18 protein-coding genes are annotated in these 20,405 nt (G+C 68.2%); 8 read left to right on the top strand and 10 right to left on the bottom strand.

Annotated elements, in window-relative coordinates:
• Positions 1-386: 386 nt before the first annotated feature.
• Complete coding sequence (locus ACIA76_RS06165) at positions 387-1,427, bottom strand: epoxide hydrolase family protein (protein WP_397149040.1); 1,041 nt, start codon at positions 1,425-1,427, stop codon at positions 387-389.
• Positions 1,428-1,465: 38 nt separating this feature from the next.
• Here ACIA76_RS06165 and ACIA76_RS06160 point away from each other — a divergent pair, with 38 nt between their 5' ends.
• Positions 1,466-2,026 carry a TetR/AcrR family transcriptional regulator gene (locus ACIA76_RS06160; RefSeq protein ID WP_397149038.1) on the top strand — a complete coding sequence of 187 codons (561 nt, stop codon included), beginning with the start codon at positions 1,466-1,468 and terminating at the stop codon, positions 2,024-2,026.
• 186 nt (positions 2,027-2,212) lie between these two features.
• Here ACIA76_RS06160 and ACIA76_RS06155 read toward each other — a convergent pair whose 3' ends face one another.
• From ACIA76_RS06155 to ACIA76_RS06145, 3 genes are all read right to left on the bottom strand, one after another.
• Positions 2,213-3,097 (bottom strand): MBL fold metallo-hydrolase, encoded by an 885-nt coding sequence (locus tag ACIA76_RS06155; protein WP_397149036.1) that lies wholly within the window; start codon positions 3,095-3,097, stop codon positions 2,213-2,215.
• A gap of 104 nt (positions 3,098-3,201) precedes the next feature.
• On the bottom strand, positions 3,202-3,504 hold the full coding sequence (locus ACIA76_RS06150) for a hypothetical protein (protein ID WP_397149033.1): 303 nt from the start codon (positions 3,502-3,504) through the stop codon (positions 3,202-3,204).
• A 55-nt stretch (positions 3,505-3,559) separates the two neighbouring features.
• On the bottom strand, positions 3,560-4,315 hold the full coding sequence (locus ACIA76_RS06145; RefSeq protein WP_397149031.1) for a class I SAM-dependent methyltransferase: 756 nt from the start codon (positions 4,313-4,315) through the stop codon (positions 3,560-3,562).
• A 105-nt stretch (positions 4,316-4,420) separates the two neighbouring features.
• On the opposite strand from ACIA76_RS06145, the gene ACIA76_RS06140 reads away from it, so the two are divergent.
• Positions 4,421-5,269, top strand: a complete 849-nt coding sequence (locus ACIA76_RS06140) for an alpha/beta fold hydrolase (protein WP_397149028.1) — start codon at positions 4,421-4,423, stop codon at positions 5,267-5,269.
• 3 nt (positions 5,270-5,272) lie between these two features.
• Here the strand turns inward: ACIA76_RS06140 and ACIA76_RS06135 are convergent, their stop codons facing one another.
• From ACIA76_RS06135 to ACIA76_RS06125, 3 genes are read right to left on the bottom strand one after another with little or no spacing between them, the layout of a single operon-like run.
• A complete protein-coding gene (locus tag ACIA76_RS06135; RefSeq protein WP_397149026.1) occupies positions 5,273-6,919 on the bottom strand; it encodes a flavin monoamine oxidase family protein in 1,647 nt (548 codons plus the stop codon).
• A 10-nt stretch (positions 6,920-6,929) separates the two neighbouring features.
• Complete coding sequence (locus tag ACIA76_RS06130; protein WP_397149024.1) at positions 6,930-8,465, bottom strand: APC family permease; 1,536 nt, start codon at positions 8,463-8,465, stop codon at positions 6,930-6,932.
• A gap of 8 nt (positions 8,466-8,473) precedes the next feature.
• Positions 8,474-9,904: an aminobutyraldehyde dehydrogenase gene (locus ACIA76_RS06125; RefSeq protein WP_397149430.1), complete on the bottom strand. Its 1,431-nt coding sequence runs from the start codon at positions 9,902-9,904 to the stop codon at positions 8,474-8,476.
• Between the two features lie 136 nt (positions 9,905-10,040).
• Here ACIA76_RS06125 and ACIA76_RS06120 point away from each other — a divergent pair, with 136 nt between their 5' ends.
• The 6 genes from ACIA76_RS06120 to ACIA76_RS06095 all read left to right on the top strand — a co-directional run bounded on the left by ACIA76_RS06120 (position 10,041) and on the right by ACIA76_RS06095 (position 17,870).
• Complete coding sequence (locus ACIA76_RS06120; protein ID WP_397149022.1) at positions 10,041-11,567, top strand: PucR family transcriptional regulator; 1,527 nt, start codon at positions 10,041-10,043, stop codon at positions 11,565-11,567.
• 91 nt (positions 11,568-11,658) lie between these two features.
• Positions 11,659-12,135 (top strand): Lrp/AsnC family transcriptional regulator, encoded by a 477-nt coding sequence (locus ACIA76_RS06115; RefSeq protein ID WP_397149020.1) that lies wholly within the window; start codon positions 11,659-11,661, stop codon positions 12,133-12,135.
• Between the two features lie 141 nt (positions 12,136-12,276).
• The gene (locus ACIA76_RS06110) at positions 12,277-13,665 is read left to right on the top strand and encodes an aspartate aminotransferase family protein (protein WP_397149017.1); all 1,389 of its coding nucleotides are present in this window, start codon (positions 12,277-12,279) and stop codon (positions 13,663-13,665) included.
• 65 nt (positions 13,666-13,730) lie between these two features.
• Entirely contained in the window at positions 13,731-14,615 is an 885-nt protein-coding gene (locus ACIA76_RS06105; RefSeq protein WP_397149015.1) for an alpha/beta fold hydrolase, read from the top strand.
• A gap of 138 nt (positions 14,616-14,753) precedes the next feature.
• Positions 14,754-16,844: an acyltransferase family protein gene (locus ACIA76_RS06100; RefSeq protein WP_397149428.1), complete on the top strand. Its 2,091-nt coding sequence runs from the start codon at positions 14,754-14,756 to the stop codon at positions 16,842-16,844.
• Between the two features lie 123 nt (positions 16,845-16,967).
• The gene (locus ACIA76_RS06095; RefSeq protein ID WP_397149013.1) at positions 16,968-17,870 is read left to right on the top strand and encodes an alpha/beta hydrolase family protein; all 903 of its coding nucleotides are present in this window, start codon (positions 16,968-16,970) and stop codon (positions 17,868-17,870) included.
• Here ACIA76_RS06095 and ACIA76_RS06090 read toward each other — a convergent pair.
• The 3 genes from ACIA76_RS06090 to ACIA76_RS06080 all read right to left on the bottom strand — a co-directional run bounded on the left by ACIA76_RS06090 (position 17,865) and on the right by ACIA76_RS06080 (position 19,884).
• Positions 17,865-18,170, bottom strand: coding sequence for a transcriptional regulator (locus tag ACIA76_RS06090; RefSeq protein ID WP_397149011.1), 306 nt, complete (start codon positions 18,168-18,170; stop codon positions 17,865-17,867). The two genes, ACIA76_RS06095 and ACIA76_RS06090, sit on opposite strands and share 6 nt — an antisense overlap.
• Complete coding sequence (locus tag ACIA76_RS06085) at positions 18,167-18,631, bottom strand: hypothetical protein (protein WP_397149010.1); 465 nt, start codon at positions 18,629-18,631, stop codon at positions 18,167-18,169. The genes ACIA76_RS06090 and ACIA76_RS06085 overlap by 4 nt, the downstream gene beginning before the upstream one ends.
• A 71-nt stretch (positions 18,632-18,702) precedes the next feature.
• Positions 18,703-19,884 (bottom strand): cation:proton antiporter, encoded by a 1,182-nt coding sequence (locus ACIA76_RS06080; protein WP_397149008.1) that lies wholly within the window; start codon positions 19,882-19,884, stop codon positions 18,703-18,705.
• Positions 19,885-20,405 lie beyond the last annotated feature (521 nt).

The following is a 20,405-nucleotide window of genomic DNA, read 5'->3' as shown; positions in this document are numbered from 1 at the left end:
CCCATTCCGCGGCACCGGCGTCACTGCCGTATGCGGCATCGAGTCCCGCGGCTTCCTTCTCGGTGCCGCCGTGACAGTCGAATTGGGCGTCGGATTTATTCCGATCAGCAAGGGAGAGGGCCTGTTTCCGGGTACGAAGCTCACTCGAAAGACGGCCCCTGACTATCGCGGCATCGCCCGCCCGGGGAGAGCACTCCGCCGGTCGTGTGCACCTTGAACTGGTCGGCTGGAATCCAGCAGGAAACCGCGCCGGGATTCACCAGTGAAGCCACCCGGCAGTTGGTCTCATGAAGGCGCGCTCATCTTTCTAGTGTCCGATCTCGTTGAATCCGAGGCAGTCTCGTTGAGTTGAGGCATTTTGGGATTTGTCTCATGCAAGCTCCGTTTCAGCCGCCCAGCTCGACCGCACGGCTTAGGTCGCCGGTGTAAGCCTCGGGCTGTTCCCAGGCTGCGAAGTGGCCGCCGGCAGGGTGTTCCACATAGTCGCAAATGTTCAGGAACGCTTCGGCGTAGCTTCGCGGCTCCGGTTTGATGTCGCGCGGGAACATCGACAGCACGGTCGGCGTGTCGATCCGGTCGGGGAGGGTGACCGGTTCGACATAGGTGGCGAAAGAGGTGCCGATCGTGCCGGTGACCCAATAGGCGGTGACCCAAGTGAGTAGCTCGTCCGGCGTGAAGGCCGACTCGTCGGACCAGGACTCCAGTTTCTCGACGATCCAGGTCGCGAGGCCGGCGGGTGAGTCGCCGAGGGCGACGGCGAGTGTGTTCGGCCGCGTCGACTGCTCCGCGATGTACCCGCCCTCGGTCCGGAACCACTGCGCCGACCGGTCGAGGTAGGCTGCCGCGTCGGGCGCGAGCGTGGCCGGGTCCACCGAGAACGCGTGTTGCGGGGCAACGTTCGTCAGGTGCAGCGCAGCCACCCGATCCGGATGCTGTCCCGCAAGGATTTCCGCGACGGTGCCACCCACGTCGCCGCCGGACACCGTGTACCGGGAGTAGCCGAGCTCATCGAGAGCGTCCGCGACGATCCCAGCGATCCGGTTGACCGACATGCCGGGAGCGGTGAGCGGGGGAGCGAACGGGAATCCCGGCAGTGCGGGAACCACCACGTGCATGTCCGCGAGCAAAGGCAGGACGCGCTCGAACCGCAACACCGAGTCGGGCCAGCCATGCAGCAGCACGACAACCGGGGCGCCGGGATCGATGGACCGCTGGTGGATTACACGCAGGTCGGTGTCGCCTGCGTGCACTGTCAGCCAAGGAAACTCGCCGATGCGGCGCTCGTGCATGCCCCAGTCGTACCCGTTCGCCCAGCGTTCGAGCAGTTCGTCGAGGTGGGTGTCGGTGATGCCGCGCGTCGCGTCCTGACTCCACGGGGTCGTGACACGCCGCGTCCGCTGGAGTCGTTCCCGTATCTCGTCGTTCATGTGTATCAGCGTACACATCATTGTGTATGCTCGTACACATGACCTTGCGTAATGCGGCCGCCACCAGACAGCGGATCCTCCAGCACGCGCAACGCCAATTCGCCCGGCACGGGTACGCGGCGATCACCGTCAAAGGCGTGGCCGACGCGGCCGGGGTGTCGCCCAACCTCATCACGCGCTATTTCGGTGGCAAGGATGGTCTTTTCCTGGCGGCGACCCGGGTGGAGATCCCGGTCTCGAACTCCTTCGACGGCGACCGTTCCACACTGGGCGCACGCCTCGCGGCAAGCATCGTCCAACGTTGGTTCAGCACTCCCGGCGAGGATCCGCTGCTCGTGCTGCAACGCGCGTCCGGCGAGCGCCCGGAGGCGGCGGAGGCGCTGGTCGCCTTCCTCGACACGAACTCGCTGGAACCGCTGCACCGCTACCTGCGCGACAGCGGCCTCGACGACGCGGACGCCCGCAGCCGAGCCGCAGCGATCGACGCCTTCGTGCTCGGCGTCTCGACCCGCCGCCGGGTCCTGTGTTCCGAACTCGGCGACCCCGCTGATCTCCAGGCTTGGCTGAGCGCCACCATCCAACGCCTCGCCGACGGGTGATGCACGACAGCGAGAAGTACTGAACTCCGCTTCCGGTCAGCACCCGCGGTCGGGACTGTGGATTTAACGGTGGTTCCGGCCTGATTCGCTGAGGCATTGGCCGAGACGGGCGTCGATGAGGTTGTGAATGCGACTGGCCCACCATGTATATCGGCGGCGAGTGATGTCGGACGTCCCGTTAGCCGATCAGGCGTCCGGATCCAGGGGCGCGAGGCGGTAGGCGCCCGCGTGACTGAGTACGCGTCCGGCGGTGGGTGGGGGGAAATGGGTGCCGAACAGGAGGGCGTTGGTGTCTGCGAGGGTGGATAGCAGTGTGCGGCGGGTGATTTCGGCCTGGGTGGGGTCGATGTCTACGCAGCTGCCGATTTCCGGGTGGGGGAGCTGGACCGGGTGGTGGATGCAGTCGCCGGTGATCACGGCGGTGTGGGCACCGCTGGTCAGTTGGACGGCGATCTGGCCGGGGGTGTGGCCGGGTGTGGGCAGCAGGCGTAGGCCAGGGGCGATGTCGAGGCCGTGGGTCGGGACGTCCAGCACATCGAGCAGGCCCGCCTGTTCGATCGGGTAGACCGAATCCTCGAACATCTGTCGGCGTGCGGGCTCCATGTCGTAGGCGGCCCAGAAATCCCATTCGGTGCGGGAGGTGAGGTAACGGGCGTTGGGGAAGGTGGGTGCCCAGATGCCCTCGGTGGCACGGGTATTCCAGCCGACGTGGTCGGTGTGCAGGTGGGTCATGATGACCATGTCCACCGATTCCGGGGTATATCCGGCCGCGATCAGGCGGTCGAGGTAGTCGGTGCGCAGGTCGTGCCAGGCCGGATTCTCGCGGGTCTTGCCGTTGCCGATGCCGGTGTCGACCAGGATGCGGCGATCGCCCAGGGTGAATGCGAAGGTGTGGCTGGAAAGGCTCAGTACGCCTTCATGATTCGCGAAGTCCGGGCGCAGCCAGTCGTGGCCCGCGACGATCTCGGGGGTGGCCGACGGCAGCAGCCACGGGCCGGTGGCGGGCGGCAGCAGCGTTTCGTCGATGCGGTGGACGGTGAGGTCGCCGACCGTCCACGACGGTGATGTCATCGCGTCGGATTGTGATGTCTGCACGCCATTCCCACTCTCAAAAGCAAACGATTTGCGTTAGCCTCACGATAGGCTCTGGCGCGACTTAACGCAATTCCGTTGCTTTAGCCCCGGTACTCCGGCGGCAGTGCGGGCGGGGCGAGCAGATCCTCGAGGGGTGTGGGCCCGGTGTAGCGGCGGCAGTTGCAGCGCACCCACTCCCGCAGGCCGACGCGGTCCTTGCGGACGATCTCGGCATGGCAGACGCCCTCGGCGCGGTCGTGCAGGGCCAGATCGTGGCCGCAGCCGCAGAGCGGCGGCTGCAGTTCGACCTGGGAGCGACGGGTGGTGCGGCGACCGAAGCGGCCGGAGGCCCACCCGATGCCGACCAGGCCTGCCCCGACGGCGAGGCTGATGGGATCGAACATGCACCTATTGTATGTATACGTATAACTTCGGCAAGGGGCTCAGGGCTTTTCGTGCTCAGGGCTTTTCGGCCTCGATGAGGGTGCGGGTGGCATAGGCGACGAACGGGCCGGTGCTGCCGATGTGGTCGTGCAGTTCGCGCAGGCGGTCGCGATAGGCGTCGACGGTGAAGCCCGGGATCATCCAGATGACCTTGCGCAGGAAGTACACGACCGCGCCGATGTCATTGAACTCCACGCGCAGTCGTTCGGCGCGCAGATCGGTGATCCGCAGGCCCGCGGCTTCGGCCGCGGCGGCCTCCGCCTCGGGTCGGCGTCCGCGCCGCGCCTCGGGCTGCGGGCCCAGGAAGTATTCGACCAATTCGAAGACGCTGGCCGGGCCGACGTGCTGGGCCAGATAGCTGCCGCCGGGCCGCAGCACCCGGGCGATCTCCTCCCACCAGATGCCCGCCGGATGCCTGCTGGTCACCAGGTCGAAGGCGGCGTCGGCGAACGGCAGCGGCGGCTCGTCCGGATCGGCGACGACGACCGCGCCCCGCGGATGCAGCAGTGCGGTGGCCGTGGCGATATTCGGTGGCCACGATTCGGTGGCGACCATGGTCGGCGGGAAGGTCTCAGCCTTGGCGAGGACCTCGCCGCCACCGGTCTGGATGTCGAGAGCGGCGGTCGCGGTGCGCAGCCGGGCGGCCATCAGCCGCGCATAACCCCAGGTCGGTCGCTGTTCGGTGGCCCGGCCGTCGAGCCAGGAGAAGTCCCAGCCCGTCATGGGCGCGGCCTCGGCCTCGTCCAGCAGATCCTCGAATGCCCGGTCCATGCGAGAACATTCTCCCCGGAGACGTGTCATCGGTACGATAAGGGTGGTAAACCGCTTGGTTTACCACGACTCGGTGGTCGACGACGACCCTCCCCGGGAGCAGATATGGACTCGCTGCAGCGCTTCGAATTCGAGGGCGTATCGATCGCCTACGCGCGGCGGGGGAGCGGTCCGCCGCTGGTCTTCCTGCACAATGCCGGTGCGGCCCACGGACTCTGGGCCGCGCAGCTGGCGGCGCTGGCGGGTGAGTACACCGTGTTCGCGCTGGATCTGACCGGTTACGGCGCATCCGACGCACCGGCCGATCCGGCCGCGTACATACTCGCGCGATACACCCGGACGGTGCGGGCGTTCCTGCTCGAGCAGAGCCTGGAAGGCGTTGCGCTGGTGGGCAATTGCCTCGGCGCGGCCATCGCCTTGAATCTGGCCCGGCAGTATCCGGGAATCGGCGCGGTCGTCGCGATCAACCCGCTCACCGAACGGACCGCGCTCGCGGGCGGGATCGGGCCGTTGGCTCGGCTGGCGCGGATCGCGCCCCCGGCCGTCCTGAATTCCGTGGGCCGGTGGCGGACGCCGCACTGGCTGGTGCGGGCGATGGTGCGGTTCTGGTTCGCCGACCGGGCGGCCTATCGGGCCAGCGCCCCGAGCGATCGGGTGGCCGCCGCGTTTCCCTTGCTCGCGCTCGCCGCGATGGGGCGCGATCTGCCATCGTTCCGGATCCTCGAACAGCGCTCGTCCGATCCGGCGCGGCCCCCGGTGTGCACGGTGTGGGGCGCGGCCAATCCGATCCTGTCCTCCTCGGAAGGTCAGCGGCTCAATACACTGCTGAACCCCGAGCGGCAGGTGATCCTGCCCGGCTGCGGGCACGCGCCGATGCTGGAGCGGCCCGAGCAGGTCACCGCGGTGATCGCCGAATTCCTTGCCGCGCACAGGCATTCGGCGACCATCGATTAGGCCCTAGCGGCCGAGGTCGGCCAGGATCTCCTGTGCGGCGCGGGCGCCGGTTTCCGCTCCGCCGTTCATATAGCCCTGCGATTCGGTGGAGGTGTGTTCGCCGGCGAGGTGAATGTTGCCCTGGCGCGTGCCTTCATAGCCCGCGAAGCGGTGACAGTAGCCGACCGGGTAGGCGCTGTAGGCGCCGTGGGAGTTCGGGTTCAGGTGCCAGGCCGACAGGGTGGCCTTCCCGTTCCACAGCCTGGTGATGCCGGGGACGACCCGCTCGAACTGGGGCATGACGATGCCGACCGCGAGCTGTGCGGCGGGATCGGTGGCGGTGACGAACGGTGCGGCCGCGAGGTACTTGAAGGTGTCCACGCCGCCGCCGTATTGGATGGCGATGCCGTGGTCGCCGCTCTGGCCCGCGGTCGCGTCCCAGATCTGCTGATAGCCGACATCGGTGAAGCTCATCCCGGTCGAGATGCCCGGCCACGGGCCGCGACCCACCCACGCGCGGGAGGTGAACTGCATGTTCAGCTTGGTGCAGCTGCCCATGGCCAGCGCCGAGATCGCCTGTGTCATCCGGGGATCGAATCCGGCGCCGCGGCAATCGAGATTCTCGAGCACCGCCAGCGGCACCGTCAGGATCGTATGGTCGGCCACGACGGTGCGCCGCGTGCCGCGCTCGTCGAAGGTCAGGGTCTGGGAACCGTCGGCGTTGCGGGAGACGGCCTCGAGCCGCCAGCCGTGCCGGATCGTCCCGTCCGGCAGTGTGGCGGCGATGGCCTCGGGCAGCCGCTGATTGCCGCCGGTGATCTCGTAGCGTTCGTCCGAGCCGCTCCACACCTTCGGATCGTTCGGATCGGCCTGGGGGCCCATGAGATAGACGAGGTTCAGTGCGGTCTGCACGGCGGTCGGCAGGCCGTATTCGACGACATAGGCGTCGTCGAGATAGCGGGCGATCCAGGAGGAGTAGCCGCCGGGCACCCGGGTCGAAATCCATTCGGCCAGAGTCATATTGCTCAGCGCGACCCCGCCGGGTGTGGACCGGTCCCAGGTCGGGGAGTCGGGTCCGGCGCCGGCCAGATCGTCGCGCAGCGCGCGGTACACCGGCTGGAAGTCGGTGACGAAGGCGTCCTCGGACAGATAGCGGCCCTCGAAGTAGAGGACATCGGTGCTGTCCGGCGGCGCGGCGGCCTTGGTATCGGTCAGCGGCAGCCCGAAGCGGGTGCACAGGTCGCGGATGGTGGTGTGCCCGGAATCTATTGCCTCGCCACCATATTCGCTCACCTGGCCGTCGTCCCAGTAGCCGCGCTCGGAGTACATCCGCCCGCCCACCCGGTCGCTCGCCTCGTAGACGGTGGCCCCGATCCCGGCGTCGGCGAGTGTCAATGTCGCTGTGAGACCGGCGATTCCGGCCCCGACGACGGCGATGCGAGGCGCGTCCGGCCCCTGGGCGGCCGCCCGGCGCTGATCCGGCAGACCCATCAGCAGGGCCGCGCCGCCGAGGACCGCGCCGAGCCGGAACAGATCGCGCCGGCTCAGCGCGGTGAGCGCACCCGCCGCGCGGGCCTGGCGGAATTCCAAGGGCGGCATGCCGAGCCGTTCGGCTCCGGCGTGATCGGCGACGGTCCGGCGGACCCGCCGGAACATGGGTGTCCGTGGCATGTTCGTATCCTCATTCTTGAATTCCGTTGGGGGACATGGTTTCACCATGGAAGAACCCCGGGGCGAAGCGGCGCATGACCAGCATCAGCACCGCGCCCAGCGCCAGCATCCCGAAGCCCATGAAGAACACCAGCCCGATCCCGCCGATCGACGAGCCCGAACCGTTCGCCGGATTCATGCTCTCGCGCACCGATACGACGAAGACCGCCATGAGCATCAGCCCGCCCAGTAGCGGGCAGACGAGGGTGAACACGACCTCGCGCAGGCTCGCGAACAGCCGCCGGCGGAAGTGCCAGACACAGGCGAAGGCGGTGATGCCGTAGTACCAGCAGATCATGATCCCCAGTGCCGCAACGGTATCCATCAGCGTGTGCTCCGACAGCAGGGTCACGATCGTATAGAACGCGCCGGTCACCACGCCCGCGATCACGGTGCTGAACGAGGGCACCTGATAGCGCGGATGCACCTGCGCGAACCGCTTCGGGAACGCCCCGTAGACGCCCATCGCGAGCATGGTGCGCGCGGCGGGCAGGAATGTCGTCTGCAGGCTGGCCACCGAGGAGGCCAGGATGGCCAGCAGCAGCAACGGCCCGCCCCAGCCGCCGAGCACCGGCTCGGCCAGCGCGCCGAAGACGTTGTCGGCGTTGGCCGCATTGCCTAAACCCACTCCGTCGTCACCGATTCCGGCATAGGCCATGACCGCGACCGCCAGCAGCACATAGGTCAGCAGGATCGACAGCACGCACAGCAGCCCCGCCCGGCCGGGCACCCGATGCGGATCCTTGGACTCCTCCCCGAGCGTCAGGCAGGTGTCCCAGCCCCAGAAGGCGAAGATCGATCCGGTGACGCCGACGGTGAACGCGCCCAGGGTCAGACCGGTGAACGGATTGAACCAGTCGGGGTCCACCCGCAGTCCCGCGGGTGCGCTGCCGGTGCCGACGTGTATCAGTGCGGTGATCGCGAAGACGGCCAGCACGATCATCTGAAATCCGACCAGCGCGAACTGAACTCGCTGACTGGTGGTGATCCCGCGACCGGCCACGGCCATGGCGACCGCCAGGAACGTCAGCGTCGAGACGATATCGACGGCCTTGTTGTGCGCGAGATCCATGAGCCCGGGTTGATCGAAGACCCGGGCCAGGAACAGATAGAAGAACCGAACCGCGATCGAGGCGATATTCGACAGCACCAGAATGCTGGCCATCACCATGCCCCATCCGCACATCCAGCCGACATAGGGCCCGAATGCCTTGGTGGACCAGGTGAACGAGGCGCCGCAGTCGGGCATGCGGGAGTTGAGTTCCCGGTAGGCGTAGGCGGTGAGGAACATCGGCACGAAGCCCGCGAGGAAGATCGCGGGCATCTTCAGCCCGACCGAGGCGACGATCAGGCCGATACTCGTGGTGAGCGTGTAACCCGGTGCGACACAGGAGATTCCGAGTATCGCACCGGCGAAGGTGCCGATCTTGCCGGTCGCCAGTCCCTTGTCGACGTACCCCGCCTCCGGCGGGGCCCCGAGTGGAGAAGAGGTGGGGGTGGTGGTCATGGCCGGTCCTAACCGTGGCTGCTCATCACGTGCTTGATGCGCGTGTATTCCTCCACGCTGTAGGCCGACAGATCCTTACCGTATCCGGAGTACTTGAAGCCGCCGTGCGGCATCTCCGCTACGAACGGGATATGGCAGTTGATCCAGACCGCGCCGAAATCCAGTGCGCGCGTGAATCGTTCGGCCCGGGCGTGGTCGCGGGTCCACACGCTCGCGGCCAGGCCGTAGCGCACGCCGTTGGCCAGGGCGATCGCCTCGGCCTCGTCGCGGAACGACTGCACCGTCAGCACCGGGCCGAAGGTCTCCTCCTGCACGATCGGATCGTCCTGGCGCACATCGGTGATGACGGTCGGGGCGAGGAAGAAACCCTTGTTCCCGAGGCGTTTTCCGCCGGTGAGGATCTTCGCGTGCGGTGCGAGGGCGGCGAGTTTGTCCAGCACCGCGGTGAAGTGGTTGATGTTGTTGAGCGGGCCGTAGAAGGTCTCCGGATCGTCGGGCAGACCCGTTTTCACCGTCTCGGCCTTGCGCACCAGCGCATCCACGAGATCGTCGTGGATCGACTCGTGCACCAGCACCCGGGTGGCGGCGGTGCAGTCCTGTCCGGCGTTGAAGTAGGCCGCCTCCGCGATACCGTTGGCGGCCGAGGCGATATCGACATCGTCGAACACCACCGCGGGCGCCTTGCCGCCGAGTTCGAGGTGGGTGCGCTTGAGCTGCTGGGCGGCGGCCCCGGCCACGGCGATACCGGCGCGCACCGAGCCGGTGACCGACACCAGGCCCGGCGTCGGATGGTTCACGAGGGCCGCGCCCGTGCTCGCATCGCCGAGTACGACGTTGAAAACCCCGTCCGGCAGAATGCCTTTCGTCAACCGCGCCAGCACCAGAGTGCTCTCGGGGGTGGTGTCGCTGGGCTTGAGCACGATCGTGTTACCGGCCGCGAGCGCGGGCCCGATCTTCCAGATCGCCATCATGAACGGGTAGTTCCACGGGGTCACCTGGCCCACGACACCGATCGGTTCGCGGCGCACGTAGGAGGTGTAGCCGGACATGTACTCCCCGGCCGGGCGGCCCTCGAGCATGCGGGCGGCGCCGGCGAAGAAGCGCACCTCGTCGGCGGCCACCGCGACCTCCTCGGCGGCGATGATCGCCTTGGGCTGACCGGTGTTGCGGCACTGGGCCTCGACGAGTTCGTCGCCGTGCGCCTCGATGGCGTCGGCGAGTTTGAGCATGGCCGCCTGCCGCGCGCCAGGCGTTGCGGCGCCCCAGGTTTCGAAGGCGCGCGCGGCCGCTGCCATCGCGGCATCGACATCGGCGGGAGTGGAGATCGGGGCCCGGCCGACCACGGTCTCGTCCACCGGATTCACCAGATCCAGCGTTGCGGTCGCGGACGACGTCACGAATTCGCCGTCGATGTAGTTCTGCAGCGTGGAATTCGGCACTGACTTCACCATCTCTCTTCCAGGACGTTGCTCGGCTGTTGATGTCCTGTCAGTCTCCGGTGCTGCATGCGGCGTTGTTCGGTGCCGAAATGTCTTGGGAATGACCGATTTGTCGACATTCTGTACACTTCGGGCGATGTCCGTTCCGGTTGGGTGGGTGTTGTCGCAGTCCGATCTGTCGATCCGATTACGCGGCGGCGGCACGGGATTGGGCCGCACGATCGATCTGGTGCTGACCACCGAATTGGAGAAGCCGTTCCGCTGGCTGTCGGGTGGGGAGCTCGTGCTCACCACGGGTATGCGGCTGCCGGCGACCGCGGCCGCGCGCGCCGGCTATCTGCGCGGATTCGCCGAAAGCGGGGTCGCCGCGGTCGGATTCGGCACCGGACTGTCCCATGCCGATGTGCCGGCGGATCTGGTGGCCGTGGCCGACGAGCTCGGGATCCCGCTGTTGGAGGTGCCGCTGGAGACGGCGTTCGCGGCCGTGGTCAAGCGGGTGACCGCACGCGTGGCGGAGCTGCAGTACGACACGGTGCTGCGGGCCTCGCGCGCCCAGCCGCGGATGACCCGGGCGCTGATCCGCGCCGGCGCTCCGGCCGTGGTGCGGGAGCTGGCGACCTCACTCGGGGCGATGGTGCTGGTCTTCGATCCGGCCGGGCGGCTGCTCGATTCGCATCCGGTAGCACCGGTGCGGGAGGTGCTCGATATCGTGCGCGGCACACTGGCCGCCGGGCCCGCCGCGGCCGCGGGCAGCGTGCATACCGCCACGACCGGGCATTCGATCACCTCGCAGCGGATCAGCGTCGGCAGCCGATGGTACGGCGATCTGGTCGTGGTGGGCGCGGCGCCGCTGGGCTCGGTCGATCAGATCCTGCTGGGACACGCCAATTCGCTGCTGGCCCTGGACTTCGAGAAGCCCGCGCGGCTGCGGGCCGATCAACATCGGCTCAACAGCACCGCGCTCGCGCTGTTGCTGCACACCGACGCCGATCCCGCGCCCGCGCGGGCGCTGCTGGCACAGGCCGCCGATGCGGACGGTCGCATCCGGGTGCTGGCCGTGGACTGCGATACCGCCGAGTCGGTCGTGCGGATGCGCGCGGCGGTCGAGGATATCGCGGCGGTGGCCGGACATCCGCCGTTCGTGCATGTGGTGGATCGGCGGCTGCTGACCGTGCTGCCCGGCGCCGCGGCGCTGCCGCTCGCGCATCGACTGCTGGCCGAGATCGATCCGGCCACTCGGAAATCGCTGCGCGCGGGCGTCTCCGACGACCACGGCCCGGCCGAGCTGACCGCGGCGGTGCGGGCGGCGGAGCTGGCGGCCTCGGCCGCCGAACGCGGCGGCGCCCCAGCGGAATTCGGCGTGCTGTCGGGCCGCTCGCTGCTGGCCTTCGAGACCACCCGCCGCGCGCTGGACGCCATGGGGGAGGCCGTGCTGAAACCGCTGATCGAATACGACCGGGCGCAGGGCAGCGAGCTGACGGCCGCACTGCACGCCTATCTCGAGGCCAACGGTCAGTGGGAGGCGGCGGCCGCGGCGCTCGGCGTGCATCGGCACACCCTGCGCAAGCGCATCGCCGCCTGTGCCGATCTGCTCGACTGCGATCTCGACAACGCGCGCATCCGGGCCGAATTGCTGCTGGCCCTGCTGGTGCGGCGGGGATAGGTCTGTCGAGAGGCTCTACGAAATCCATATGGAAATCCGTGAAAATCAACGGATTTCGTTGCCGGGGCCGCAAGGGGGCAGGATCTTCGGCATGAGTGACTCCGTATCGCCTCGGTCCGTACCGGTGCTCGACGATATCGCCCGGCAGATCATCGCCCAGCTGCAATCCGACGGGCGGCGGCCCTATGCCGCCATCGGCAAGGCCGTCGGACTGTCCGAGGCGGCCGTGCGACAGCGCGTACAACGACTGTCCGACGCCGGGGTGATCCAGATCGTCGCGGTCTCGGATCCGTTGCAGGTGGGGCTGTTTCGCCAGGCCATGATCGCGATCACCGTGGACGGTCCGCTGCGGCCGGTGTCCGATGCGCTCGCCGCGATGGATGAGATCACCTATGTCGTCGAATGCGCGGGACGCTACGACGTGCTGTGCGAGGCGGTCTGCCGCGACGATCACGCGCTGCTGGATCTGGTCTCCACGCGGCTGCGCACCCTGCCGGGCGTGGCGCGCGCGGAGATCATGATGTACCTCGAGCTGCGCAAGCAGACCTATCAGTGGGGCGCGCGATAGGCGACGACGAAATCCGAAGCCGGGGCGGCGAATAGCGCTTCTTTTCGCAGTCGGACTCCCATTCGAGCAACGGATTCTATTGCGCGCCCGGAACTTCGTATGGCATAACCGAGGCGTTCGTTCCGTCTCGAGGAGCCCACTGTGACCGCGATTGCCGATAGCCATACTCCGACCACCCAGGATTCCTCCCGGGTGGTCCGCGACAACCTGTTCCTGCACTTCACCTCCCATACCGGTATGACCGGCGACGACGTTCCGGTGATCGTGCGCGGTGAGGGCGCCTATATCTGGGATTCCCACGGAAGGCGCTATCTGGACGGTCTCGCAGGGCTTTTCGCGGTGCAGGTCGGCCACGGCCGCACCGAACTGGCCGACGCCGCGGCCCGGCAGATGCGCGATCTGGCCTACTTCCCGCTGTGGGGCTACGCGCATCCGACCGCGATCGAACTGGCCGACCGGCTGGCCACGGCCGCGCCGGGCGACCTGAATCGGGTGTTCTTCACCGTCAGCGGCGGCGAATCCGTCGAAACCGCGTGGAAACTGATCCGCCAGTACTTCAAGGCGACCGGAAAACCCACCAAGCACAAGGTGATCAGCCGCTCGATGGCCTATCACGGCACCTCGATGGGCGCGCTGTCGATCACCGGAATCCCGGGCGCCAAGGCCGATTTCGAGCCACTGGTGCCGAGCACCCAGCGCGTGCCGCATACCAACTTCTACCGCGCCACCGAACATGCCGAGGATTACGAGGCCTACGGCCGCTGGGCCGCCGACCGGATCGAGGAGGCGATCCTGTTCGAGGGCGCCGACACCGTCGCGGCGGTCTTCCTCGAACCGGTGCAGAACACCGGCGGCTGTTTCGTGCCCCCGCCGGGCTACTTCCAGCGGGTGCGCGAGATCTGCGACCGTCACGATGTGCTGCTGGTCTCCGACGAGGTGATCTGCGCATTCGGCAGGCTCGGTTATGAATTCGGGGCCGACCGGTTCGGCTACCAGCCCGATATCATCACCACCGCCAAGGGCCTGACCTCCGGATACGCCCCGCTGGGCGCGGTGCTGATCAGCGATCGCCTGATGGAACCGTTCCACAACGGGCAGACCTTCATGCACGGGTCGACCTATGGCGGGCATCCGGTGTCGTGCGCGGTGGCGCTGGCGAATCTGGAGATCGTGGAGCGGGAGGGAATCTACGATCATGTGCGCGCCAACGAGCAGGCCTTCCGCGCGACCCTCGAGAAGCTCTACGACCTGCCCATCGTCGGCGATGTGCGTGGCACCGGATACTTCTACGCGGTCGAGCTGGTCAAGGACAGGGCGACCAAGGAGAAGTTCACCGACGCCGATGCCACGCGCATCCTGAAAGGCCATGTCTCCCATGCCCTGTTCGATGCGGGTCTGCACTGCCGCGCCGACGATCGGGCCGAACCGGTGATTCAGCTGTCCCCGCCGCTGATCTGTGGCCAGACCCAGTTCGACGAGATGGAACAGGCGCTGCGGCATGCCCTGTCCACCGCGTGGGCGCTGATCTGAATCTCCTTGCGCCGCACTGCTCAGGCTAGCCTTACCGATTGTCGAGATCGGAAGGTGGGGAGTACATGAGCGCAGTGCACAGTCAGGGCGAGCCCGGGACATTCTCGACTCGCGATGGGAGGGAACTGTTCTATACGCATCGCGGCGGGGGCGTACCGGGCGCGCCGATCGTGGTGTTCGAGGGTGGGCTCGCGTGTAGCAGATCGTATTGGGCACCGGTTCAGGTCGCCCTCGGCGATCGGGTGGCGTCGGTGGCCTATGACCGCAGCGGCCTGGGACGCAGTGCGCCGGATCCGGATTCGCGCGGGTTGAGCCGGGTCGTGGCCGACCTCGGCGAGCTGCTCGACCATCTCGCTCGGCGGTATCGCCCGGCCGGATTCGTGCTGGTCGGGCACAGCTGGGGCGCAACGATCGCGCGGGTGGCCACGACCGGATCGGCGGCGGAACATATCGCGGGCGCGATCCTGGTCGATCCCACCGATGAGGACTGCGATGCGCTGTTCACTCCGGCGATGCGTCGCGCCGAACGGATCGGCCAGACCGGCAGCAGCCTGCTCGCGCGGGCGGGCCTGCTGCATCTGTGCTTCCGCGATCTGCTCGCGGTGCTGCCCGCAGATGCGCGCGCGGAGATGCGGGCCGAGGGTTTCACCGTGGCCGCCATGCGCACTCGCGCCGCGGAGATCGAGACCCTGATCGACGACCTGTCCGTCCTGCGCGCGGATCCGCCGCCCGCGGCCGATATTCCGGTCACGATCATCTCCGGGGCGCGCACGTCGGCGGGGATGGGCACGCGGGTGCGCGCGGCGGCCACCGCGAGCCACCGAGCCCGGGCGGGGCGCTATGCCCGCGGCCGGCATATGTTCGCGGCGAACTCCGGACATGCGGTGCCGGTGTCCGAGCCCGGCGTGGTGGCCGAGGAGATCGTGCGGACGGTCGGTGAGTTGCCGTGAATCAACGGTGACAGTGTGAGGAAGTCTGTGTAAGTGGCTTCCCGTTTTTAGCCGTGGTAAGAGAATTGTCATGTCATGGCCACCCATCGTTCCCCCGACGACGAGCCGGAAGACCGCGAACATGGTCAGCGGCCGGTGATGGGCGGGGTGGTGCGGTCCGCGGCCCCGGTCGTCCGGCCCGGCCGGGACACCGCGGGCTACCGGTCCGACCTGGATGGGCTGCGCGGGCTGGCGATCGGCCTGGTCGTGGTGTTCCACATCTGGTTCGGCCGGGTCTCGGGCGGGGTGGACGTCTTCCTGGTGCTGTCGGGCTTCTTCTTCACCGGGCTGCTGCTGCGCCGGGCCGATTCCGGATCGGTCGGCGTGGCCGCCACGCTGCGGCGCACCGCCCGGCGGTTGCTGCCCGCGCTGGTCGTGGTGCTCGCCGCGGTCGTGGCCGCGGCGCTGATCCTTCGGCCCTACACCCAGTGGTCGGAGATCGCGGGCCAGACGCTGGCATCGTTGTTCTACTACCAGAATTGGCGGCTGGGGCTGACCTGGTCGGATTATCTGGCCGCCGATCCGTCGGTGAGTCCGCTGCAGCATCTGTGGTCGATGTCGGTGCAGGGGCAGTTCTATCTGATCGCGCTGCTGGCGGTGACGGCGGTCGCCTGGCTGTGCCGGCGCATCGGGCGCCCGGACCGGGTGCGGCCGATGGTCGGTGCGATCGCGGTGGTCGCGGGCGTCGCCTCGTTCGCCTATGCCGCGCACGGGGTGGCCAATCATCAGGGGTGGAACTACTACGACACGTTCGCGCGCGGCTGGGAGCTGCTGGCGGGCGCGGCGCTCGCGGTGGCCGCGGCCGCGATCTCACCGTCGCGGGTGGTGCGAATCGTGCTGGCGTGGTTCGGACTCGCCGGGGTCGTGCTGTGTGGCTGGTTGATTCTGGACGGCGCCAACCGATTCCCGGGTCCGGCGGCGCTGCTGCCGGTCTGCGCGGGCGTGGCGGTGATCGTCTCGGGCAATCGGCTCGCCGCCGAGCGGCGACCGTGGCCCAATCGGATCCTGTCGAGCCGATCCGTGCGCTGGCTGGGCGATATCGCCTATCCCTTATATCTGTGGCATTGGCCGATCCTGATCTTCTACCTCGCCGAGCGCGGACATGCGCATGCCGGACTCGGCGACGGCGCGGCCGTCATCGCGATCTCGGTCGCGCTGGCGTGGGCGACCCATCGCTGGATCGAGGAACCGCTGCGCGGGCGGACCCCGGCGGGATCGAATTCCGGTGTGCCCCTGTGGTATTCCCGGGTGGCCGGATTCGCGGTCGCGGGTGTGGCCGTGGCCGTGGTCTGCACGACCGCGGTGTGGCAGCTCGCGGTCGTGCATCTGAATCCGGCGCAGGCGGTCGGCGCGCTCGATCCGGTGCTGTATCCGGGCGCCGAGGCGCTCGCGGCCGGTGCGCCCACGCCGCATATGCGGATGCGGCCGACCCTGCTCGAGGCCCCGGGGGCGCTGCCGCCGCCGACCGTCGACGGCTGCATCGCCGACTGGGATACTCGCGACGTGGTGACCTGCGATTACGGCGATCTGCACGCCACCCGCACACTCGCGGTGGTCGGCAGTTCCCATGCCGAACACTGGATTCCGGCGCTGCAGGTGCTCGCGGCGCAGCATTCGTTCCGGATCCGGGTGTATCTGAAGATGGGCTGCCCGCTCACCCTGTCCGACGATGTGTCCTATAAGGGTCAACCCAATCCCGACTGCCGCGACTGGTCGCGCGAGGTGATCGATCGGCTCGGGGACGATCGGCCCGACTGGGTGTTCACCACCGGCACCCGGCCGCGCGACGATTCCGGTGACGAGACGCCCGCCGAATACCTCGACGTCTGGTCGGCGCTGGCCCAGCACGGGCTGAATACGATCGTCATCCGAGACACCCCGTGGCTGCGGCGCGACAGTGTGCGCTACAAGGCCATCGACTGCCTGGCCGCGGGCGGCAACCGGATCAGCTGCGGTATGCCGCGCCCGGACGCGCTGGACCCGGTGAACCCCGAGATCGCCGCGGCCGCACGGTATCCCAGCGTATTCCCGATCGATCTCACCGACGCGGTCTGCGAGCCCGCGGTCTGTCCGGTGGTCGAGGGCAATGTCCTCGTCTATCACGACGAACACCACTTCACCCCCGCCTATTCGCATTCTCTGGCCGGTGCGCTCGGGCGCGCGCTGCAGCCGTTGCTGCACTGGTGGTGAGGTGTCGGGGCGCGTGTTGGTTTCGTCACGTGTTCATCGGCTGGACGATCGACGGTGCCCCGGCGACACCGCGGCGGAGTACGGTGTCGGCGACGTGACCACCGAAGAAGGAGATGTCCGCGGGTGTCGAGTAGAACCCGAGGCCGATTACGCGGCGCTGCTGTTGCCTTGGCGCTGGGGGCCGCCGTCGCCGTAGCCGGTTCCGTTGCGGTACAACCCGTGGCGCCCGCGATCGTCACCGTCGACGCCGTCTCCGTGCGCGTCGGGGAGCCGGTGCGCATCCACTATCGCGTGGCGGCGGAGACGTTCGGCGATCTGTATCTGCCGTCGCATGGTTCCGGCCCGTATCCGGTGGTCGTGCTGATCCACGGCGGCGGCTGGGCGCAGAGCCGGGATCTGACGCAATTCGATCGGCAGTCGAAAGTCCTTGCGGAGCAGGGTGTCGCGGTCTGGAATGTCGAATACCGGCGGGTGAACGGTGCGGGTGGGTGGCCGACCACGCTCACCGATGTCGACGATGCGGTCGGCGCGCTGGGCACCGTGGTGCAGTGGCGGTCGGGAAATCGGCTGGACCTGGGGCGAGTTCATCTGGCCGGACATTCCGCGGGCGGTCATCTCGCCGCGTGGGTGGCCGGACGTCCCGCACGGACCGACGGCATCCGGATCCGCAGCCTCACCGTGATGGCCGCCGTGCTGGATCCGCAACTCGCCGCGACCGCCGGACACGATGTATTCGTGCAGCGGCTGTTGGGCGGCACCCCGGCCGAGGTGCCCGACCGCTATCGGTTCGCCTCGCCCATCGACCATCTCCCGGCCGGGCTGACCATCACCGCGCTGCACGGCGATCGCGACCATGTCGTCGCCGTGGACCAGAGCCGTCGCTACATCGCCGCCGCGAGCGCATCCAACGCGACCGATCTGCGGATTCTGCCGGGCATCGGGCATGCGGAGTTCGTCGATCCGGCGTCGTCGGCCTGGGCCGCGACCGAGAGCGCCATCCTCGATCACGTCGCCCGACTGTCATGACCCCGGCGGCGTAGCGCCGTCGACGATCGCCCGCAACGCCGCGACATGTCCGGTGAAGGCGTCGCGCCCGGTATCGGTCAGCCGGGCGCGCACCTTGCGGCGACTGCCGTCGAGGCGGCGTTCGGTGGTGAGATATCCGGCCTCCTCGAGCGTCGCGAGCTGTTTGGACAGCGCCGAATCCGACAGGCCCAGCCGGTCCTTGAGATAGGCGAATTCGGCCCAGTCCGCGGCGGCGAGGGTCGCGACCAGCGAGAGTCGGGTGCTGGGATGGATCAGCTCGTCGAACCGCGCCATCGTCATGCCCGCACCCACCGACGCAACACACGCAGAATCTCCGGCCCGCCGAAACCGACGATCGCCGCGACGAGCACCGCCGCCCCGATACTGGGATGCGCCGCACCATCGGCCGCGAGCGCCAAGGCCGCCCCGACCGTGACGACCACGAGCGCGAGCAACATCGCGACCACGACCACCGGTGTCCGATGCCCCGCGACGGCCGCGCTCACCCGCAGCCGATCCGTGCGTCGCCGCCCATCGAGCAGCCGCGACGCGATCATCGAATGCCCGATCCCGAAGGCCAGGGTCGCGGCGATGATCAACCATTGCGGCCCGAGGTCCCCGATGACCCCGAGCACGAGCCACCCGGCCGCCATCGCCCACCAATAACCACGCGGCAACCCGACCTCCTCGGCCACCTGCCGCCGAGCGCGATCCACCGCGTCGAGCGCGGCACGAGCCTGCTCGGGAACCATATCGTCCATGACGATTCCTCACTTTCCTACCTGGAAAGTCAGGCTCCCACTTTCCCGATGGGAAAGTCAAGGGTTATCGATCACCGGCTGACGAGGCGGCGACGGTTGAGCATGCCGAGTACCGGTTCCACGACGCGGGCCGCGATCGGGCCGAGTACGGCCATCAGGAGTACGTATGTGGTTGCCAGCGCGGCGAATTCGGCGGGGACGGCACCGGCGGAGACGGCCAGTCCGGCGATGACGATGGAGAATTCGCCGTGGGCGACCAGTGCGGCGCCGGTGCGGGCGCGGCCGTAGCGGGAGGCGCCGGCGCGGCGGGCGGCCCACCAGCCGGTGGCCATCTTGGTGAGGGTGGTGATGACCGCCAGGGCGATCGCCCAGCCCAGCACCGGCGGGATGCTGCGGGGGTCGGTGCTCAGGCCGAACAGGACGAAGAACATCGCGGCGAACAGGTCGCGCAGGGGTTCGAGGAGTTTGGTGGCGTTGTGGGCGGTGGTGTCGGAGATCGCGATGCCGAGCAGGAATGCGCCGACCGCGGCCGAAACCTGCAGGGAGGAGGCGACTCCGGCGACCAGCAATGCCGCGCCGAGCAGTTTGAGCAGGAAGATCTCGCGGACATCGCTGTCGACGATCATCGAGACGAACCGGCCGTAGCGCAGCGCCACCACGAGCACGATCGTCACCGCAGCCAGTGCGATGCCGAGGGTCTGCAGTCCGGCCAGGAAGCCGACACCGGCGAGGACGGCGGTGAGTACGGGCAGGTAGGCGGCCATCACGAGATCCTCGAACACCAGGATCGACAGGATGGTCGGGGTCTCCCGGTTACCCAGCCGCCCCAGATCGCCGAGCACCTTCGCCACGATGCCGGAGGAGGAGATGTAGGTGACCCCGGCCATCGTCACCGCCCCGGTGACGCCCCAGCCCAGCCACAGCGCCACCAGTACGCCCGGCGTCGCGTTGAGCACCAGATCGAGCACGCCGGCCGCCCATGATTTGCGCATGCCGGTCACCAATTCGCTTGCGCTGTACTCCAATCCGAGCAGCAGCAGGAGCAGCACCACGCCGATCTCGCTGGCCAGATGGATGAATCCGTCGGCATAGCGAAGCTGCACCAGCCCGCCCTGCCCGAACACCAGCCCGCCGATCAAATACAAAGGGATGGGCGACATTCCGACCCGCTCGGCGACCCTACCCAGTAAACCCAGACCAAAGAACACCGCGCCCAGCTGAATCAGCGCGAGCGCGGTTTCGTGTGCCACCATCTACTTTCAGCCATCCGTCACAATTCTGGCGGCGGCCGCGAGGCCCTCCGCCGTGCCTACAACAACCAACACATCCCCCGCGATGCGGCCGACCATGCGCATCCGGATACCGGCGAGCGGGGGTGGGGTGCCGTGTTCCGAGCGCCCGGTGCGCCCGGTGCGCCCGGTGCGTATCGACCAGCCGGTCGTATCCGCTGCGACGGCGGGCCGCGGAGCGCGGCGCATGCGCGGGCCTGCCGACCGAAGCCGGTGTGGCGGAACGGAACTCGATTACACCCGGGGGGACCGAGGAGAGAGGTATGGCATTGTCGAATACGCGGAGTGCGTGAATGCCACGGGCGCCTCCTTTCGGTTCGATTCATCATGAATCGGGCTTCTCGTACCGTAATGATTCCGTAAAGATGCCGTTATGGCAAACCAACCCCCGCCGCTCAGGTGCCCGATGGACGGCGAACTCCGCTGTCGCCGAACCACTTCCGGCCCGCGCGCCGCCGCCCGATTCGTCCGTTGTGGGCGGATGG

The sequence above is a fragment of the Nocardia sp. NPDC051570 genome, from assembly GCF_044454005.1.
Lineage (GTDB): Bacteria > Actinomycetota > Actinomycetes > Mycobacteriales > Mycobacteriaceae > Nocardia.
The sequence above is the reverse complement of the archived record's forward strand: the minus strand, read 5'-3'. Positions and strand labels throughout refer to the sequence as shown.

Bases quoted from the DNA above. Each gene is read 5' to 3' on its own strand.
- ACIA76_RS06165 (WP_397149040.1), bottom strand. From the start codon at position 1,427: ATGAACGACGAGATACGGGAACGACTCCAGCGGACGCGGCGTGTCACG.
- ACIA76_RS06160 (WP_397149038.1), top strand. From the start codon at position 1,466: ATGACCTTGCGTAATGCGGCCGCCACCAGACAGCGGATCCTCCAGCAC.
- ACIA76_RS06155 (WP_397149036.1), bottom strand. From the start codon at position 3,097: ATGACATCACCGTCGTGGACGGTCGGCGACCTCACCGTCCACCGCATC.
- ACIA76_RS06150 (WP_397149033.1), bottom strand. From the start codon at position 3,504: ATGTTCGATCCCATCAGCCTCGCCGTCGGGGCAGGCCTGGTCGGCATC.
- ACIA76_RS06145 (WP_397149031.1), bottom strand. From the start codon at position 4,315: ATGGACCGGGCATTCGAGGATCTGCTGGACGAGGCCGAGGCCGCGCCC.
- ACIA76_RS06140 (WP_397149028.1), top strand. From the start codon at position 4,421: ATGGACTCGCTGCAGCGCTTCGAATTCGAGGGCGTATCGATCGCCTAC.
- ACIA76_RS06135 (WP_397149026.1), bottom strand. From the start codon at position 6,919: ATGCCACGGACACCCATGTTCCGGCGGGTCCGCCGGACCGTCGCCGAT.
- ACIA76_RS06130 (WP_397149024.1), bottom strand. From the start codon at position 8,465: ATGACCACCACCCCCACCTCTTCTCCACTCGGGGCCCCGCCGGAGGCG.
- ACIA76_RS06120 (WP_397149022.1), top strand. From the start codon at position 10,041: ATGTCCGTTCCGGTTGGGTGGGTGTTGTCGCAGTCCGATCTGTCGATC.
- ACIA76_RS06115 (WP_397149020.1), top strand. From the start codon at position 11,659: ATGAGTGACTCCGTATCGCCTCGGTCCGTACCGGTGCTCGACGATATC.
- ACIA76_RS06105 (WP_397149015.1), top strand. From the start codon at position 13,731: ATGAGCGCAGTGCACAGTCAGGGCGAGCCCGGGACATTCTCGACTCGC.
- ACIA76_RS06100 (WP_397149428.1), top strand. From the start codon at position 14,754: ATGGGCGGGGTGGTGCGGTCCGCGGCCCCGGTCGTCCGGCCCGGCCGG.
- ACIA76_RS06090 (WP_397149011.1), bottom strand. From the start codon at position 18,170: ATGACGATGGCGCGGTTCGACGAGCTGATCCATCCCAGCACCCGACTC.
- ACIA76_RS06085 (WP_397149010.1), bottom strand. From the start codon at position 18,631: ATGGACGATATGGTTCCCGAGCAGGCTCGTGCCGCGCTCGACGCGGTG.
- ACIA76_RS06080 (WP_397149008.1), bottom strand. From the start codon at position 19,884: ATGGTGGCACACGAAACCGCGCTCGCGCTGATTCAGCTGGGCGCGGTG.